The following is a 16,091-nucleotide window of genomic DNA, read 5'->3' on the forward strand; positions in this document are numbered from 1 at the left end:
CCCCCCCCCCCCCCCCCCCCCCCCCCCCCCCCCCCCCCCCCCCCCCCCCCCCCCCCCCCCCCCCCCCCCCCCCCCCCCCGACCCACCACCCGGCGCCAGGCGCTACGCGCGCGCCCCTCAGCCCGCGCCCGTGAAGTGCTCCCCCACCAGTACCCGCACCACATCCAGATCCCGGGCGATCAACGCGTCCAGCAACGCCGTGTGTTCATGCGCGTCCGCCACCAGTTCGGCCCGCCCCCGACCGCCCGGTCCGCCCCCGACCAGCGGCCACTGCGCCCGCCGGTGCAGGTCCTCCGCGATCTGGACCAGTTGCCCGTTGCCGGAGAGGGACAGCACGGCGCGGTGGAACACCCGGTCGGAATCCGCGTAGGTCGCGCGGCAGCCGGAGGACGCCGCGCGGACCGTCGCCTCGGCGAGCGGCCGCAGCTCGGCCCAGCGCTCGGCGGGAACGGTACGGGCCAGCTTCAGCATCACCGGGACCTCGATCAGGGACCGGACCTCGGCCAGTTCCGCCAGCTCCCGCGCCCCCCGCTCGACCACCCGGAACCCACGGTTCGGCACGACTTCGACGGCACCCTCGATGGCCAGCTGCTGCATAGCCTCCCGCACCGGCGTCGCCGACACCCCGAACCGCTCGCCCAGCACCGGCGCCGAGTACACCTCACCGGGCCTCAGATCCCCGGCCACCAGCGCGGCCCGCAGCGCGTCCACGATCTGCCCGCGCACGGAGGACCGCTGGACGACGGGCCTGGGCCGCGGGAGGGCCGGCTCACCGTGCGTGTGCTCACCGCGCACCGCGCCGTCGACCCCGGCCGCCCCGGCCTGCCGCGGCACCCGGGCCTGCCCGGCCGGCACAGCAGGCCACGGCTCCTCCGTCCCGGCGGAGCCCTGCGCGCCCTGCTTCAAGGGTCCTCCTCCGGACGTATCCCTACTTGGGGTCATTACGGCGGGTTGTCACTTGCCCGTCAAGCACCATAAGCGCCCCGAGCGCCAGTTCAAATCCCAGGGATCTTGAGTTAGGTTAGGCTTACCTCTGAGTAGATCGGTGATCCCATGCCCGAGCCCCGTTCGGCAGTCTCCGGCGCCTATGCCCGTCTGGCCGAGGTCCTCCCGGGGCTCGCCGTCACCGAACTGACCCCCGAGGACGCCACCCCGCAGGGCGGCGCCTGGGCCGCGGCCACCGACCTCGCGGCCGCCGGCCCCGCCCTCGAAGCCTTCCTGTCCTGGGACGAGGACCAGATACAGCGGGACTACGGCCAGCAGGCCCGCCCCGACGTCGTCGCCAGCTTCGGCCTGCACCGCTACGCCTGGCCCGCCTGCCTCCTGATCACCGCCCCCTGGTTCCTGAACCGCCGCGTGCCCCGCTACCCGGTGACGCACGTCTCGTACGACCGCACCGCCCCCGGCCACCCCATCGGCCGGATGGCCGTCCGCCCGGCCGGCTTCGCGTGCCTGCCCGGCGACGAGGCCGCCACGCTGCCCGGCGCCCGGGTCGTCCCGGACGAGGAGGCACTGCGGGCCGAGGTGCGGTCGGCGGTCGCCGAGCACCTGGAGCCGGTCCTGACCGGTTTCGGACCCCGGATGCGGCGTCGCGGCCGGGCCCTGTGGGGCATGGCGACCGACGAGATCGTCGAGGGGCTCTGGTACGTCGCCCAACTGTTCGGCGAGATCGAGGAACGGCGCGCGATGCGCGAGCTGGAGCTGCTTCTGCCGGGCGCGACGAAGCCGTACGTGGGCACGGCGGCGTTCCGGGAGCTGACCGGCCCCGGCGGCGAGCCGCTGCGCACCCGGGACCGCGCGAGCTGCTGCATGTTCTACACGCTGCGCCCGCAGGACACCTGCGCCACCTGCCCGCGCACCTGCGACGCCGACCGGGTCACCAAGCTGCTGGCCACCGCCAGTTGAGACGCCCTCGGAAAGAGCGGCTCCTCCCGTAAGATCATCGCGGAAACTCGCAGCAACTTTCCGCGGAACCACCCGTACGGGTAGTCTTGTTCGAACTCAACTCCCGCCCCTCACGCGGCAGTTCGAGCAGAACGCCGCCCTGAACATTCCCTTGCACTTCCTTGGCGGCCTCTTGCCCCGAAACCCCCTGAGGGCCGTTGGGATTGGGCCACTATGGCGGGCGTTACGCCCTATCCCAATGCAAGGGACCACCCAGATGAAACTGACCGACATATCGCTGAACTGGCTGCTTCCGGGCGCCGTGCTCCTCCTGGGCATGCTTGCGGCGATAGCGGTTCTCGCGCGCGGCAAGCGCTCCTCGGTCAAGGACACGAGCGCGGACGATTCCTGGGAGCGCAGCGAAGAACGCCGCAGACGCAAGGAGGCCCTCTACGGCACCGTCTCCTACGTCCTCCTCTTCTGCTGCGCGGCCGTGGCCGCCGCGCTCTCCTTCCACGGCCTGGTCGGCTTCGGCGAGCAGAACCTCGGCCTCAGCGGTGGCTGGCAGTACCTCGTCCCGTTCGGCCTGGACGGCGCGGCGATGTTCTGCTCCGTGCTCGCGGTGCGCGAGGCCAGCCACGGTGACGCGGCGCTCGGCTCCCGGATACTGGTCTGGACGTTCGCCCTCGCCGCGGCCTGGTTCAACTGGGTGCACGCGCCCAGGGGCATCGGCCACGACGGCGCCCCCCACTTCTTCGCCGGCATGTCGCTGTCCGCGGCGGTGCTCTTCGACCGCGCGCTGAAGCAGACCCGCCGCGCCGCCCTGCGGGAGCAGGGCCTGGTGCCGCGCCCGCTGCCGCAGATCCGTATCGTCCGCTGGCTGCGGGCCCCCCGGGAGACGTACAGCGCCTGGTCGCTGATGCTCCTGGAGGGTGTGCGCAGCCTTGACGAGGCGGTCGACGAGGTGCGCGACGACAAGCGCAAGAAGGACGAGGCCCGGCAGCGGCGCCGCGACCAGCAGCGCGTGGAGCGGGCCCAGCTGAAGGCGATCAGCCGCGGCCACCGCGGCCACTTCGGCCGCGGTGGCGGCCGGCAGCTGGAGGTGCAGGTGGAGCGCGGCTCCTCGCAGGTCTCCGCGGAGCCTGCCATATCCGCGCCGGAGCCGCTGCCCGTCCGCTCGCGTCCCTCCCTGCAGCCCGCTCGCAAAGGAGCTGACCCGGTGACCGTCGACCTCACCGCCGAGGACGACACCATGGCACTGCCGCGTCTGGACTCCCTGGAGCGCAAGCTCAAGGACCTGGAGCAGCAGTTCGGCTAGTCCGGCCGAACCGAGCCGGGAAGGGGGCGTGGCCTGCGGGCCGCGCCCCCTTCCCGTTCACGCCGCCTCGGCCTCCAGCTCGAACCAGACGGCCTTGCCCACTCCGTGCGGCCTGACGCCCCAGGCGTCCGCGAGGGACTGCACAAGGAACAGGCCCCTGCCGTTCGTACCGTCGTCGGCGATCGGTACGCGCAGCCGGGGTCTGCGGGCCACGAAGTCCCGTACCTCCACCCGTAGTCCACGCGGTCCGACCGTTGCCGTCAGGAGCGCGTCGCGATCGGTGTGGACGATCGCGTTGGTGACGAGTTCGCTGGTGAGCAGTTCCGCTACGTCCGATCGCCCGGTCCTCCCCCACTGCCCGAGCATTTCCCGCAGGGCCCTGCGGGCTTCCGGCACGGCCCGCAGGTCCGCCCGCCCGAGTCTGCGCCTCAGCTGAGGCACGGGCACCTGCTCCGTGTCGTCGTCGGTCTTGTCGTCCGCCGTCTTCGCCGAGAAGGCCCCGATCGTTATGGGACCGCCCCCTCGTGCCTGCCTCTCCATGACCCCCGCCCGCGCGCCGATGTCGGTTCCCCTCCTGCCTCGAACACGTTCACGGGGATCCATGCCCGATCGGACACGCGGCAGTCATGTCGAGTCGTCAACGACCGGGTGTTCGGCCAATCGGACGGGACCGGCGGGCCGGGCTGCGGGCCGCTGAGCGGTACGGCGGATGCGGAGAGGGGGACAAGAGAGTAGCCGGTACATGTCCTCGAGCGGATCGTGACCGCAGGAGATCGGCCGAAGTACCGAGGGCCGGCTGCCGATCCTTGCGTACGCGACGAAGGAGCGGGGCAGCCGGCCCCCGTGCGCGGCGGTCCGGTGAAGTTGGCCGAAGTACGACGGTCTCCCCCGGGCCCTTGACCGGAACAGAGCCGTCCTCCCCACCCCCGTGGCGGGAGGACGGCCCTGGTTCTCTCCGGTGGTCGCGCGGTCAGTACAGCTTCTTGACGGCGGTGGTCGTCGTCTTCTTGAAGGCGGCCACGGGGGCGTCGCCGAAGTCGCCCATCTGACCCCACTCCACGACGGTGACGGTCCGGCCGTCCTGACCGACGGACAAGAGCGCGATGTCCGTGGCCCCCCAGGAGGTCTCGGTGTGCAGTCCGCGGACGCGGGCGCCCTCCTCGACCGGCAGCGAGCCGTAGTCCCGGCCCTCGGCCTGGATGTCCGGGGAGGACTCCTCGATGCGGTCGGCGCAGGTGCGGATCAGGTCGTCGTAGTGCTTCGCCAGGGCCTTGGCCTGGGCGGCTGTGCCCGTCACGACGGTCAACTGCACTGCGCTGGTGTCCAGGTCGGTCCGGAACTCCCGGTGCCGGTAGTCGTAGTCGAGCACACCCTCCGTGCTCACGCAGAAGCCGAGTCCCTCCGGGAACCCCTCGGTGACCGGCCCGGCGGTCCAGGACGAGGTCGGGTGCGGCGGCAGCTGGGACGCCGACAGGAACTTGGGCGCGGCGGCCTTCGGCGCGGCGCCGGCGGCCGGTGCCGTGAGGACCGTGCCCGCCGCGAGGGCGGCGACGGTGAGTGCGGTGAGAGCGCTCGTTCGGATGCGCATGGACATGGGTGTTCCCCCGTGGATGAGTGCGTGGACGTGGATGCCGCGGCGACGCCGGTTGGTCCGTCCGGCCTGGTCGGTGCGACACCAAGAGCATCAGCGGTCACAGCCGGCGGGCGCAACAGCCCGCGGCCGATCGGTCACGGTGGAACCATCCCAGCCCTTCTGACGTGCAGGTACAGGGATGCCTGGGATGCCGTCCCGGGCCGGGTCGGACCTTACGAGGGCGGGGGAACCGTGTCGGCACAGGACGACATCGACGACGTCGGTGAGTTCGCGGCGCTGCTGAGGGCGCTGAAGGAGCGTACGGACCGCAGTTACGGTGCGCTGGCCCGCCGTCTGGCCATGAACACCTCGACCCTGCACCGCTATTGCGCGGGCGAGGCGGTCCCTGTCGACTTCGCCCCCGTGGAGCGTTTCGCCGCGCTCTGCGGTGCGACCCCGGAGGAACGGCTGGAGCTCCACCGCCGCTGGCTCCTGGCGGTGGCGGCCCGCCGGCGGCCTCGTACGGCGAGTGTGGTGGAGGAGGCGACACCTGCCGGGGAGGAAGCGGGCGACCCGGACCCGTCCCCGCTCCCCCTCATCCCCTGGTACCGCCGCAGACGCGTCGCGGTCGGACTGGCCGCCGCCTGCGCGTTGCTCGCGACGCTCGGGAGTCTGTCCGCGCTGCCGGACGGACGGCGCCCCGCCGCCGACCGTGCCCGTACGGCCGGACCCATCGCGTCCGGCACGACGGAAGCCAAGGCACCGGACCGAAGCAGCACCTCGCCCACCCCGAGCGGCTCCCCCAGCACCAAGCGGCCTTCTGCCACCCCGAAGAGCAAGAAGACGCCCTCCCCCGCCCCCTCCGCCCGGACCACCACCCCGCCACGCAGCGGGAAGAAGCCCGCCCTGCCTCTCACCTGGTCCGCCGACTCCCAGGCCTGGAAGCTCGGCTGCGGTCACGACTACGTCATCGCCAAGCCGCCCGGGCAGGTGCCCCCGCCCCCGGCCCCGCAGGACGCCGGTACCTGGGCGGCGACGCAGGGCGCGGTGCACGGCGGCGAGACGCTCGTGGAGCTGTCGGTGCAGGGGCGGACCGACACGGCCGTCGTGCTGAACGCGCTGCGCGTGCGCGTGGTGGGGCGCACGGCTCCCGCCCCGGGCAACGCCTACGCCATGGACCAGGGCTGTGGCGGTGCGGTCACCCCGCGCTTCTTCGACGTGAACCTGGACAAGGACCGCCCCATCGCCCACGCGGTCGCCGGGAGCGACACCGGCGTGCCGATCCCGGCGGTGCGCATGCCGTACCGCGTCTCGGCCGAGGACCCGGAGGTGCTGCTGGTCACCGCCAGGACCGTGACGTGCGACTGCCGCTGGTACCTGGAGCTGGACTGGTCCTCCCAGGGCCGCAAGGGCACGGTCCGTATCGACGACGCCGGCCGCCCGTTCCGCACCAGCGGCATCAAGGGCCTGCCCCGGTACATGTACGACACCTCGGCACGCCAGTGGGGGCCCTACAGCTGACCGCACTGACCCCGCTCAAGGCCGGGGCACGTTGCGCAGGTTGGAGCGGGCCATCTTGAGCATCCGGCCGACCCCGCCGTCCAGCACCATCTTGGACGCGGACAGGGCGAAGCCGGTCACCATCTCGGCCTTGATCTTCGGCGGGATGGACAGCGCGTTGGGGTCGGTGACGATGTCGACGAGGGCCGGTCCCTTGTGCTTGAAGGCGTCCTTGAGGGCGCCCGCGAGTTCCTTGGGCTTCTCGACCCGTACGCCGTACGCGCCGCAGGCCCGGGCGACGGCGGCGAAGTCGGGGTTCTTGTTGGCGGTTCCGTAGGACGGCAGCCCGGCGACCAGCATCTCCAACTCGACCATGCCGAGAGAGGAGTTGTTGAAGAGGACGACCTTGACGGGGAGGTCGTACTGCACCAGCGTCAGGAAGTCGCCCATCAGCATGGAGAATCCGCCGTCGCCGGACATCGACACGACCTGCCGCTTGCGGTCGGTGAACTGTGCGCCGATCGCCATGGGCAGCGCGTTGGCCATCGAGCCGTGGGAGAAGGAGCCGATGACGCGGCGGCGGCCGTTGGGCGTGATGTAGCGGGCGGCCCAGACGTTGCACATGCCGGTGTCGACGGTGAACACGGCGTCGTCGGAGGCCACTTCGTCCAGTACGGACGCGACGTACTCGGGGTGGATCGGCGTGTGCTTCTCCACCTTGCGGGTGTACGCCTTCACCACCCCCTCCAGCGCGTCCGCGTGCTTCTTCAGCATGCGGTCGAGGAAGCGGCGGTTCTTCTTCTCCCTCACCCGCGGGATCAGACAGCGCAGCGTCTCCCGTACGTCGCCCCACACGGCGAGGTCCAGTTTCGAGCGGCGGCCGAGGTGTTCGGGCCGGACGTCGACCTGGGCGATCTTCACGTCGTCGGGGAGGAAGGCGTTGTAGGGGAAGTCGGTGCCGAGCAGGATCAGCAGGTCGCACTCGTGGGTGGCCTCGTAGGCGGCGCCGTAGCCGAGGAGCCCGCTCATGCCCACGTCGTACGGGTTGTCGTACTGGATCCATTCCTTGCCGCGCAGGGCGTGCCCCACCGGGGACTTGACCTTCCCGGCGAACTCCATGACCTCGGCGTGGGCGCCCGCCGTGCCGCTGCCGCAGAAGAGGGTGACCTTGCCGGCCTCGTCGATCATCTTCACGAGCCGGTCGATCTCCTCGTCACCCGGGCGGACCGTCGGCCGGGAGGTGACGAGGGCGGTCTCGGCGGCCTTCTCCGGGGCGGGCTCGTCGGCGATGTCGCCGGGCAGGGAGACGACGCTGACACCGCTGCGGCCGACGGCGTTCTGGATGGCGGTCTGGAGCAGCCGGGGCATCTGCTGGGGGCTGGAGATCAGCTCGCTGTAGTGGCTGCACTCGGCGAACAGCCGGTCGGGGTGGGTCTCCTGGAAGAAGTTGAGGCCGATCTCGCTGGAGGGGATGTGGGAGGCGAGGGCGAGGACGGGTGCCATGGAGCGGTGGGCGTCGTACAGGCCGTTGATGAGGTGGAGGTTGCCGGGCCCGCAGGAGCCGGCGCAGGCGGCGAGCCCGCCGGTGATCTGGGCCTCGGCGCTTGCGGCGAAGGCGGCGGTCTCCTCGTGCCGGACGTGGATCCAGTCGATGGCGGAGTTGCGCCGGACGGCGTCGACGACCGGGTTCAGGCTGTCGCCGACGACTCCGTAGAGGCGTTTGACTCCGGCGCGGGTCAGGATGTCGACGAACTGTTCCGCGACGTTCTGTTTGGCCATGGTTCTCGTCTGCCCCTTCGGTCTCCTGGGAGTCCCTCCGGGTTCCATCAAGTCACAGGGTGCGCGCTCACGCCTCCCACACGGCGGCGGCCGTACGGTCGTCCGCGTAGCCCTTGACCCGCACCTGGGAGTCCGCGAGGAACGCGGCGAGGCCGGGCGGGTCGCGGCGGGACCACCGCTCGGCGAGGTAGTCGCCCAGTTCGGGTTCGCCGCGCAGCGGGTCGGCGAGGCCGCCGCTGCACAGCAGGAGCGTGTCACCCGGGCGGGCGACGGAGGTACGGAAGCGGAAGGGTTCGCGGGGTGGCTCGGGGGCCGGTTCGTAAGGGCTGGGCGGGGTCGGGATGCCCAGGTCCATGGTGAACCGGTCGCCCTCGGGCGTCTCGGAAGGCGGCGACCCGAACCCCATCACGGGCTCGCCCTTGATCTCGGCGACCTGCGGTTCGATGTCCTGCCACTCACCGTCCCGCAGCCGGAACAGCCCGCCGGGTCCGACGCCGAAGAAGACGCGCGTACGGCACTCCGGATCGGCCGACAGCAGGAGGCAGCGCAGGCCGGCGGCGTACTCCTCCGGGTCGACGCCCTGTTCGGCGGCGCTGGCACGGAGCTTGCCGAGGCTGCGGTCGGTGAGGCGGTGCAGTCCGGACTTGAGGTCGCCCCGCCGGCCGTCCCTTATGTCCGCGACGAGCCGGGCATGACTGCGCCCGACGGCCCGCCCGATCCAGTGACAGGCCTCGGCGGCGGCCCGGTGCGCCCCCGGCGTGGCACGGGCCCCGGTCGCCATCGCCACCAGCAGCAGCGCGTGCTCGCCCGTGCCGAAGCGCGCGGTCAGCAACGAGTCGCGCCGCGGCTCCCCCCGGTACCGCGCGGAGTCCCCCCGCACGGACACGGCCCGCAACGTACAGGCCCCGTACCGGGCCCCGTCGAGCACGGTGTCCGCGACCAGGTCATCGAGATCATCGGGGTCGGCCGCCGGAAGCGCGACGGGTTCGGCGTCGTAGGTGGGCGGCCGGGACCCCACGTACCCAAGGGGCCGCGGGGAGGACGCGGGCCGCTCGATCCGGGGGGCGGGCTGGTCGGAGGGGGTATGCGGCGGGGGCGGTGGCGCGGCCGGGCGAGGCGGGGCGAGCGCCGGGTCGGCGGGGCGGGGTGGCGCGGACGGCGCATCGGCTGGGCGTGGTGGCGCCGGCGGACGTTCGGCGGAGCGGGGTGGCGCGGACGGTGGGTCGGCCGGGGCGGGGAGGGCAGTCCCGCTGGGCTCGGTGGCCGGGAAAGCGGCCCTGCCGGACCCGGTGGCGGGGGCCCCGGTGCGGCCGGACTCAGCCACCGGAATCGCGGTCCCACCGGAGCCAGTCCCCGGAGACCCGATCCCACCGGGCTCAGCAGAGGGGAAGGCGGGCTCGGTGGGGCGGAATTCCGGGCTGGGCCAGGAGGGTGGGGTGGTGGGGAGGGGTGGCGCGGACGGGGGTGGGACCTCGGGGGTCCGCGAGGTGGGGGCCGTGGACGCGGAGGGCTCCGTCGGGCCCTCCGCGGACGGTGAGGTCGCGTCGGCCGTGGGGGGCCGGTCCGGTTCCTGCCCGGACCGCCCCGGCGGCTTCGCGGTGGTCGGGAAGGTCACCGGGTCCGTGAGCCGGGCCGACGGCGGCTCCCAGGGCGCGCGGCGCGGCGTGTCCGTGACCTCGGCGGCCCCTGCCCGGGGCGCCGGGACCACCGGCTCGGAGGCGGGCCGCTCGTCCGCCGGGTCCCCTACCGCCCCCGCCGCCGAGGCGAAGCGGTCGTCCAGGGAATCCGGGGCGGGTGTGGGGCCCGTGTCGTCGGTGGAGTCGTCGTACAAGTGCCTCCACCAGTCGTCGTCATGACCGGTGGGCCTTCCCCCCTGCTGACTCATGCCCCTGATTGTCCACCGCACGGCCGGGATGAAAACGGGGCTTCCGGAAAAACCGGCCCGTCCCGGCACGGTGAAACGGCGGCGCGAGTGATCCCTAGAACGGCCATGCGATATGGGCAGACGACGGGCCCCGGGCGGCTGACCTGCGGGTCCTGACCACCGCCACGCTCCTGACCTGCGTCTTCTCACGGATTCCGGCAGGCTGGTCAGATGGGAGTGTGGGACCTCCTGCTGGTCGGGCTGGTCATCCTGCTCGGTCTGTGCGGAGTGCTGCTGCCCGCGGTGCCCGGGTCGTTGCTGGTGTGGGCCGCGGTCATGTGGTGGGCGCTGAAGGATCCCCAGCCCGTCGCGTGGTGGGTCCTGGTGAGTGCCACGGTCCTGATGTTCGTCTCCCAGGGCGTGCGCTGGGCCCTGCCGCCCCGGCAGCTCCGGGCGAGCGGCACCAACCGCCGCATGCTGGCCTGGGCCGGAGCAGGATCCACCCTCGGCTTCGTCCTGCTCCCCGTGCTCGGCGCCATCCCCGGATTCCTGGCCGGTATCTACCTCTGCGAACGCCGCCGCCTCGGCCGCCACGGCGACGCGGTCGCCGCCCTGCGTCAGGTGATGCGCTCGGGCGGCTCCAGCATCCTGACCGAACTGTTCACCTGCCAGCTGATCGCGGCGGCCTGGATCGGCGCGGTCATCTGGGGCTGACACCACCCCGACGAGGCAGGCCTAGAGCACACCCTCGTGCGTGAGCAGCCGTACCTTGCGGTCCAGGCCGCCCGCGTACCCGGTCAGCGTGCCGTCGGCGCCGATCACCCGATGGCACGGCCGGACCACCAGCAGCGGATTGGCGCCGATCGCCCCGCCGACGGCCCGTACGGCCGCCCTGGGCGCTCCGATCCGCGCGGCGATCTCGCCGTAGGTCACGGTCGAGCCGTAGGGGATGTCGTCCAGCGCGGCCCAGACCTTCTCCCGGAAGGCCGTGCCCTCGGTGCGCCACGGCAGCCGGAACTCCTTCAGTTCCCCGGCGAAGTAGGCGGCGAGCTGTTCCTCGGCCGCGCGGAAGGGCCCGGCGTCCTGCCGCCAGTCGTCCAGCACCACGCGTCCGCCCTTCTGCCCGGGCACGGACAGCGAGGTCAGCTCGCCGGTCGGGGCGGCGGTGAGGAGCAGCGGCCCGAGGGGGCCGTCCGCGGTCGTCCAGTACGTCGTGGTCATCACAACTCCCACTCCCCTGCTGCGCGCAGGTGGTTCAAGGCGTACGAGCGCCAGGGGCGCCAGCTGTCGGGGACGTCGAGGCCGGGCGGGGCCACGTCCGGGTCGCCGAGGGCGCGGGTGCGGATCTCGGCGATGGTACGGGCGTCCAGGCCGGGCACGGCACACAGGGCGTCCTGCGCGTCGTCCCGGTCGGCGCCCGGGTCGAGGCGTACGGCGTGGTCGGCGAGGGCGGCGGTGAGCGCGCCGAGGGTGCCGCCGGGCTCGGCCCCGGCGAGGACGGCCGGCTCGGGGAAGAGGTGGGTGAGGCTGCCGCAGGGGGCGTCGAGCGCCTTGCCGTACCGCAGTACGAGCCGCTGTGCCTCCGTCCGGCCGGTCAGCGCGCGTACCGCGAGTTCCTCCGGGTCGGCGGTGCCCGGCGAGCGCAGCCCTGGCCGGGCACCGACCAGAGGCGCGAGCCGCGGGTCGGCGGCGAGGCGCTCGTCGACGGCGTAGGGGTCGGCGTCGAGGTCGAACAGCCGCCGCAGCCGCTGGACGGCGGTGGTCAGATCGCGGGGGTCGGTGAGGTGCAGCCGTGCGTCGAGCCAGCCGCCGGGGTGGGCGCCGAGCCCGGTCCGGGCGGTGCCGGGGCGCTCGTCGACGGCGACGATGCCGGTGCCGTAGGGGAGGCGGAGCGTGCGCCGGTAGGTGCGCGTTCCGGGCGGGCCGCTCACGTCCTCGACGCCGGGTACGGCCTCGCGTTCCAGCAGGTCGAAGACGGGTCCTGCCTGGTAGGGGCCGCGGTGGGCGAGCCGCAGCGGGATGCCGGCGTCCGGGGTGGCCGTACGACGGTTCCGGCCGCCCTTCGGGACGGCGGCGGCGCGCAGCTGGCTCGGGGTGGAGGCGTAGACGGCCCGGATCGTGTCATTGAATTGCCTGACGCTGGCGAAGCCCGACGCGAACCCGATCTCGGTGACCGGCAGCCCGGTGGTCTGGAGCAGCACGCGCGCGGTGTGGGCGCGCTGGGCCCGGGCTAGCGCGACCGGCCCTGCGCCGAGCTCGGCGGTGAGCTGCCGCTGCACCTGCCGTGCGCTGTAGCCGAGCCGTGCGGCGAGACCGGCGACGCCCTCCCGGTCGACCACGCCGTCGGTGATCAGCCGCATGGCCCGGCCCACCACATCCGCGCGGACGTTCCACTCGGCGGAGCCGGGCACGGCGTCCGGCCGGCACCGCCGGCAGGCCCGGAAGCCCGAGCCCTGCGCGGCGGCGGCCGTGGCGAAGAACCGTACGTTGGCCCGCTTCGGCGTGACCGCGGGGCAGCTCGGCCGGCAGTAGATGCCGGTCGTCTCGACGGCGAAGAAGAACACGCCGTCGAAGCGGGCGTCGCGGCTGCGTACGGCCTCGTACCTGGTGTCCTCGTCCGTTACCTGGTCTCTCACCCGTCCAGTCTCCGCTGTGGGCCGGACTGTCGCTGGCGGAAATCGGACATGGCACTTCGGGTGCCGGGCAGCGTCATGGAGCGGGCCGCGCCTCGCGGCGAGCCAGGTGGGCCTCCACGGCACCTCGGGCGACGGCGGCCACCCGGCCCTCGGACCAGGGCGTGGGCTCGGCCGTCAGCCGGTTGTGGTGCATGTGGAGCAGGGAGGCCAGCACCGCGTCGGCGTCGGCGGGCGCCTCGGCGAGACTCTGCCGCAGGCTGTCGGCGGCGGCCGCGCGGGTCTGCCAGGCGGCCAGGAGCGGCGCCGCCCAGGTCTCCTCGCGCAGGGCCGCGAAGTCACCGAACGGGTCGACGAGCCGCAGTGCCTGGGCGCGGTGGTCGCGGAAGGCACGGTGGTGTTCGTCGCGGGGCGCGACCGCGAGCAGGCACCGGGCGCGCTCGGCCGGGGTGCCCGGGACGAGGTGCCAGGCGAGATGGGCCCGGCCGGCCGCCGTCAGCGGCAGCGGGCCGGCCGGTGGCCGGGCGTGGTCGAGGAGGCGGAGTTGCGCGAGGGCCGCCGCGCTGTCGGCGTGGAACACCCGTTCCGCCGCCTCCATGGTCCGGGCGGTACCTCCGTACCGCTCCGTCTCCGGGTCGTAGGTGTCCAGGACCAGCCGGCCGACGAGCCTGTGCCGCCGCAGGTCCGCCGCCAGGTCGTGGAGCGCGGGGAGGATCTCCCCGTACAGCGTCCGGGGGGTGCCGTGCAGACGCAGCCGCAGGTGGGGGTCCGGGTCGGCGTACCGGACGAAGAACCAGCGGTCCGCCTCGGGCGGCAGGGCGTCCAGCAGCTCCGGCAGGTGGCGGGCGAGGACCGTGTCCTGGAGCGGGCCGGGGCAGTACAACTTGGCGTACAGCCAGGAGCCTCCCGGCAGGCCGCAGGCGGGGTCGTCGCCGCGGCGGACGAGCGGACGCCGGGTGCCAGCGGGGGCGGCCGGAGTCGTGGTGGCGGAGGGCGCGCGGCGCAGCAACGGTACGGAGATCTCGGCGGCGTGCGTGCCGTGCGGTCCGGTGAGCCAGCCCGTGCCGTCTCCGGTCAGGTCGGGCCGCTCGTGCAGCGGGGTGTCGGGATCGCGCCGCAGTTCCTCGCGCAGCAGACGGGCGTCCGCCGCGCGGGACAGGTCCAGCGGCAGCAGGCGGTCACCGCTGCCGGCCTCGACCACATCGGGCACCCGCAGCCGGTGCCGCCACGACCCCAGCGCCTCGGACCAGGCGGTGAACCCGGTGCGGTGGTCGAGGACATCGGCGTCCCGGACCAGCCACCGGGACCGGCACAGCACGGTCCGGCCGTGGCGTACGGCGGGCAGGTAGGGCCAGTCCCGCGCCGTCCCCCAGTCCCAGCCGAGCAACGGCCGGACGTGGTCCATGCTCAGCAGATGCAGCAGGCGTACGTGCGCGGGCGCCAGCCGCCTGGTGTCGAGCATGTGGAAGGTGCCCGCGGCGACCTCCTGCCCGTCGTGCCGGAGCGACACCAGCCGCAACCGGTCCGGCTCGCCGACCACCGCCAGGTCGTCGAGTGCGAGGTGACCCGGGTCCGAGCCCTCCCCGAACGTGCCGGTTGCCACGGTGTGTTCGACCCATCGGGGCGTGCGGACGACGTTGCCGGCGCGGGGCAACGCCGGGCGGAAGATCAGCTGGACCGGGAGGACCGGACCGTTCGGCGAGGCCGCACCGGCGAGCGCCGTGGGAGCCGTCCCGGCGAGCGCCGTGGGAGCCGTCCCGGCGAGCCGCCGCCCCGCCTCGGGCAGCAGGTGGGCGAAGCGCGCCGCGAGGGAGCCGGCGGGCCAGGTGCCGGTGAGATGAGCGGATACGACGAGGGTGAACTGCCCCGCGCCGAGCGCCTGTTCGGACGACGCCAGGAGCTGGAAGACCAGCTCGGCCGAGGGCGGAGGGACGCCGGAGTCGTCGCCGAGGGTGTCCAGGTCCCGGTCGCTCAGGACGATCTCCCGCACACCGGACGCGGTCGCCTCCTGGGCCAGGGCCGTCAGCACACGGTCCCGGGCACCCGCCCGCGGCGTCGCGTCCGGCAGCGGAGGGCCGAGTCCGCCGACCGGATCGAGGAGCTCGGCCACCGGTACCGCCCGTGCGAGGCCGTACCGTTCGAGGAAGTCGCGATGGTAGGAGGCGAGCGGACGCGTCGTCCCGGTGACCGGCGGGCCGAGGCGCCACAACAGGTCCGCCGCGCGCCGTGCCTCCTCGGCGACCGCGTACGGCAGGGTGATGTCCGCGTCGAGCGCGGTGTCCACGGCGAGGAGGTACGGGCGCTGGGTCAGGGCGTGCATGCGGTCCTCGGCCGCGCGCAGCGCGAGCAGCCCCTGGCCCGGCCGGCGTTCGGCGTAGTCGGCGAGTGCGGCGGCCACCCCCGCGAGCCGCCGTGCCTCGCCCGCAGCGGCCGGGACATCCGCCAGGCGGCCGGTCACATGGGCCAGCGGATCCGCTGCTCCGGGCGGCGGCGACAGGTCCGTCAGCAGGAAGCCGAGGGTGACGAGTTCCGTGACCAGGTTCTCGATCGCACCGGCGGGTGCGGCGGGCAGCCGGGCACGGAGATGTTCCGCGAGAGCGGCATGGGTCACGGGCCGGCGGGCGTGCTCGTAGGCCGCCGCCACGGCCGCCGTCCAGCGCACCGACACCTCACGCGGTTCCTCCGTCTCCGCCGGCCCGGCATCCGGCGCGGCAGGCGCGTACGGCAGGACCAGACGGTCGCCGCGGCGGACACACAGGCCGTTGGCCGACAGGCGCAGTCCGGCCAGGATCGCCGGGTCCCGCTCCCAGCGCCGCGTCAGACAGGCCAGCCACTCGGCGTCGGGGCGGGCCGACTTGCCGTGCGCCGAGCCGAGCCGCACCCGGGCGGTCTCGCCGAACCGGGCCTGTGCGACGCCCGCCAGCAGCCCGAACGGCGTGGGCCGGCCGGCCATTCGCGCGCGGTAGCGCAGCACCGCCCGCCAGGTGCGGCGCAGCGCGGACGGGGACACGTCCCCGCCCGCGCGCACGGACTCCAGCCGCCGGCCGAGGGACGGGCTGGACAGGGCCAGGGCCTCGTGCAGCAGCGGATCGTCGGTCAGTTCCGTGACGGCCGCGCGCAGCGCCTTGCCCTCGTCCGGCGCGTCCGTCACGTCGGCCGGATCCGGTGTGGCCGGTGTCCGCAGCGTGTCGACGGGGAGCAGCGGGGAGCGCAGCAGGGCCTCACCAAGGTGGTCGAAGACCGGGTCGGACGGCATCCGCGTCCGACCCGGTTCCGAAGGGCCGTTCCGGGTCACAGCGTCGGGAACGGCAGCGTGCCGTGCTGGGTCGCCTGCCGGGCCGCGCCGGACCAGGGGTTCAGAGTGCCTTGGCTGGTCAGCTGCCCGACGGCACCGGACCACGGGTGCAGGGTCTGGATGGTCGCCTGGCGGGCGGCTCCCGACAACGGGTGCAGGGTTTGGCTCGTCAGCGCGGCAGCGTGCCCCTCCCCCGCGCCGGTCTGCCGTGTGTCGAGGTCGAACGGATCGTCGTGCACGGTGTT

Annotated in this window: 14 protein-coding genes; 5 read left to right on the plus strand and 9 right to left on the minus strand. The window is 73.8% G+C overall.

Translation table 11 applies throughout. From position 1 onward, the window contains the following. Positions 1 to 117: 117 nt before the first annotated feature. A complete protein-coding gene (locus ACZ58V_RS28185; RefSeq protein WP_471293316.1) occupies positions 118 to 906 on the minus strand; it encodes a GntR family transcriptional regulator in 789 nt (262 codons plus the stop codon). Between the two features lie 147 nt (positions 907 to 1,053). Between ACZ58V_RS28185 and ACZ58V_RS28190 the strand changes: the two genes are divergently transcribed. After that, positions 1,054 to 1,905, plus strand: coding sequence for a (2Fe-2S)-binding protein (locus ACZ58V_RS28190; RefSeq protein WP_471293318.1), 852 nt, complete (start codon positions 1,054 to 1,056; stop codon positions 1,903 to 1,905). A 256-nt stretch (positions 1,906 to 2,161) separates the two neighbouring features. Then, on the plus strand, positions 2,162 to 3,202 hold the full coding sequence (locus ACZ58V_RS28195; protein WP_468199045.1) for a DUF2637 domain-containing protein: 1,041 nt from the start codon (positions 2,162 to 2,164) through the stop codon (positions 3,200 to 3,202). A 57-nt stretch (positions 3,203 to 3,259) separates the two neighbouring features. Here ACZ58V_RS28195 and ACZ58V_RS28200 read toward each other — a convergent pair whose 3' ends face one another. Then, entirely contained in the window at positions 3,260 to 3,742 is a 483-nt protein-coding gene (locus tag ACZ58V_RS28200; RefSeq protein ID WP_468199046.1) for an ATP-binding protein, read from the minus strand. A gap of 430 nt (positions 3,743 to 4,172) precedes the next feature. After that, entirely contained in the window at positions 4,173 to 4,796 is a 624-nt protein-coding gene (locus tag ACZ58V_RS28205; protein WP_471293320.1) for a hypothetical protein, read from the minus strand. 231 nt (positions 4,797 to 5,027) lie between these two features. On the opposite strand from ACZ58V_RS28205, the gene ACZ58V_RS28210 reads away from it, so the two are divergent. Continuing rightward, positions 5,028 to 6,296 (plus strand): helix-turn-helix domain-containing protein, encoded by a 1,269-nt coding sequence (locus ACZ58V_RS28210; RefSeq protein ID WP_468199051.1) that lies wholly within the window; start codon positions 5,028 to 5,030, stop codon positions 6,294 to 6,296. Between the two features lie 15 nt (positions 6,297 to 6,311). Here ACZ58V_RS28210 and ACZ58V_RS28215 read toward each other — a convergent pair whose 3' ends face one another. Both ACZ58V_RS28215 and ACZ58V_RS28220 read right to left on the minus strand, forming a co-directional pair. Further along, the gene (locus ACZ58V_RS28215) at positions 6,312 to 8,054 is read right to left on the minus strand and encodes a pyruvate dehydrogenase (RefSeq protein WP_471293323.1); all 1,743 of its coding nucleotides are present in this window, start codon (positions 8,052 to 8,054) and stop codon (positions 6,312 to 6,314) included. A 67-nt stretch (positions 8,055 to 8,121) separates the two neighbouring features. Further along, positions 8,122 to 9,072 (minus strand): protein phosphatase 2C domain-containing protein, encoded by a 951-nt coding sequence (locus ACZ58V_RS28220; protein WP_468199055.1) that lies wholly within the window; start codon positions 9,070 to 9,072, stop codon positions 8,122 to 8,124. A 478-nt stretch (positions 9,073 to 9,550) separates the two neighbouring features. Here ACZ58V_RS28220 and ACZ58V_RS28225 point away from each other — a divergent pair, with 478 nt between their 5' ends. Further along, the gene (locus ACZ58V_RS28225; RefSeq protein WP_468199057.1) at positions 9,551 to 9,910 is read left to right on the plus strand and encodes a hypothetical protein; all 360 of its coding nucleotides are present in this window, start codon (positions 9,551 to 9,553) and stop codon (positions 9,908 to 9,910) included. A 239-nt stretch (positions 9,911 to 10,149) separates the two neighbouring features. Continuing rightward, positions 10,150 to 10,632, plus strand: coding sequence for a DUF456 domain-containing protein (locus tag ACZ58V_RS28230; protein ID WP_468199060.1), 483 nt, complete (start codon positions 10,150 to 10,152; stop codon positions 10,630 to 10,632). 21 nt (positions 10,633 to 10,653) lie between these two features. Here the strand turns inward: ACZ58V_RS28230 and ACZ58V_RS28235 are convergent, their stop codons facing one another. The 4 genes from ACZ58V_RS28235 to ACZ58V_RS28250 all read right to left on the minus strand — a co-directional run bounded on the left by ACZ58V_RS28235 (position 10,654) and on the right by ACZ58V_RS28250 (position 16,085). After that, positions 10,654 to 11,139 (minus strand): methylated-DNA--[protein]-cysteine S-methyltransferase, encoded by a 486-nt coding sequence (locus ACZ58V_RS28235; RefSeq protein ID WP_468199061.1) that lies wholly within the window; start codon positions 11,137 to 11,139, stop codon positions 10,654 to 10,656. Continuing rightward, complete coding sequence (locus ACZ58V_RS28240) at positions 11,139 to 12,554, minus strand: DNA-3-methyladenine glycosylase 2 family protein (RefSeq protein WP_468199063.1); 1,416 nt, start codon at positions 12,552 to 12,554, stop codon at positions 11,139 to 11,141. Before ACZ58V_RS28240 ends, ACZ58V_RS28235 begins: the two co-directional genes overlap by 1 nt. Before the next feature lie 73 nt (positions 12,555 to 12,627). After that, positions 12,628 to 15,807, minus strand: a complete 3,180-nt coding sequence (locus ACZ58V_RS28245; RefSeq protein ID WP_471293327.1) for a lantibiotic dehydratase — start codon at positions 15,805 to 15,807, stop codon at positions 12,628 to 12,630. 35 nt (positions 15,808 to 15,842) lie between these two features. Further along, positions 15,843 to 16,085, minus strand: a complete 243-nt coding sequence (locus ACZ58V_RS28250) for a hypothetical protein (RefSeq protein ID WP_471293329.1) — start codon at positions 16,083 to 16,085, stop codon at positions 15,843 to 15,845. Positions 16,086 to 16,091 lie beyond the last annotated feature (6 nt).

This window comes from Streptomyces sp. NPDC040589, from assembly GCF_055594445.1.

Excerpts from the sequence above, each read along its gene's own strand:
- ACZ58V_RS28190 (WP_471293318.1), top strand. The coding sequence starts at position 1,054 with ATGCCCGAGCCCCGTTCGGCAGTCTCCGGCGCCTATGCCCGTCTGGCC.
- ACZ58V_RS28195 (WP_468199045.1), top strand. The coding sequence starts at position 2,162 with ATGAAACTGACCGACATATCGCTGAACTGGCTGCTTCCGGGCGCCGTG.
- ACZ58V_RS28200 (WP_468199046.1), bottom strand. The coding sequence starts at position 3,742 with ATGGAGAGGCAGGCACGAGGGGGCGGTCCCATAACGATCGGGGCCTTC.
- ACZ58V_RS28205 (WP_471293320.1), bottom strand. The coding sequence starts at position 4,796 with ATGTCCATGCGCATCCGAACGAGCGCTCTCACCGCACTCACCGTCGCC.
- ACZ58V_RS28215 (WP_471293323.1), bottom strand. The coding sequence starts at position 8,054 with ATGGCCAAACAGAACGTCGCGGAACAGTTCGTCGACATCCTGACCCGC.
- ACZ58V_RS28230 (WP_468199060.1), top strand. The coding sequence starts at position 10,150 with ATGGGAGTGTGGGACCTCCTGCTGGTCGGGCTGGTCATCCTGCTCGGT.
- ACZ58V_RS28235 (WP_468199061.1), bottom strand. The coding sequence starts at position 11,139 with ATGACCACGACGTACTGGACGACCGCGGACGGCCCCCTCGGGCCGCTG.
- ACZ58V_RS28245 (WP_471293327.1), bottom strand. The coding sequence starts at position 15,807 with ATGCCGTCCGACCCGGTCTTCGACCACCTTGGTGAGGCCCTGCTGCGC.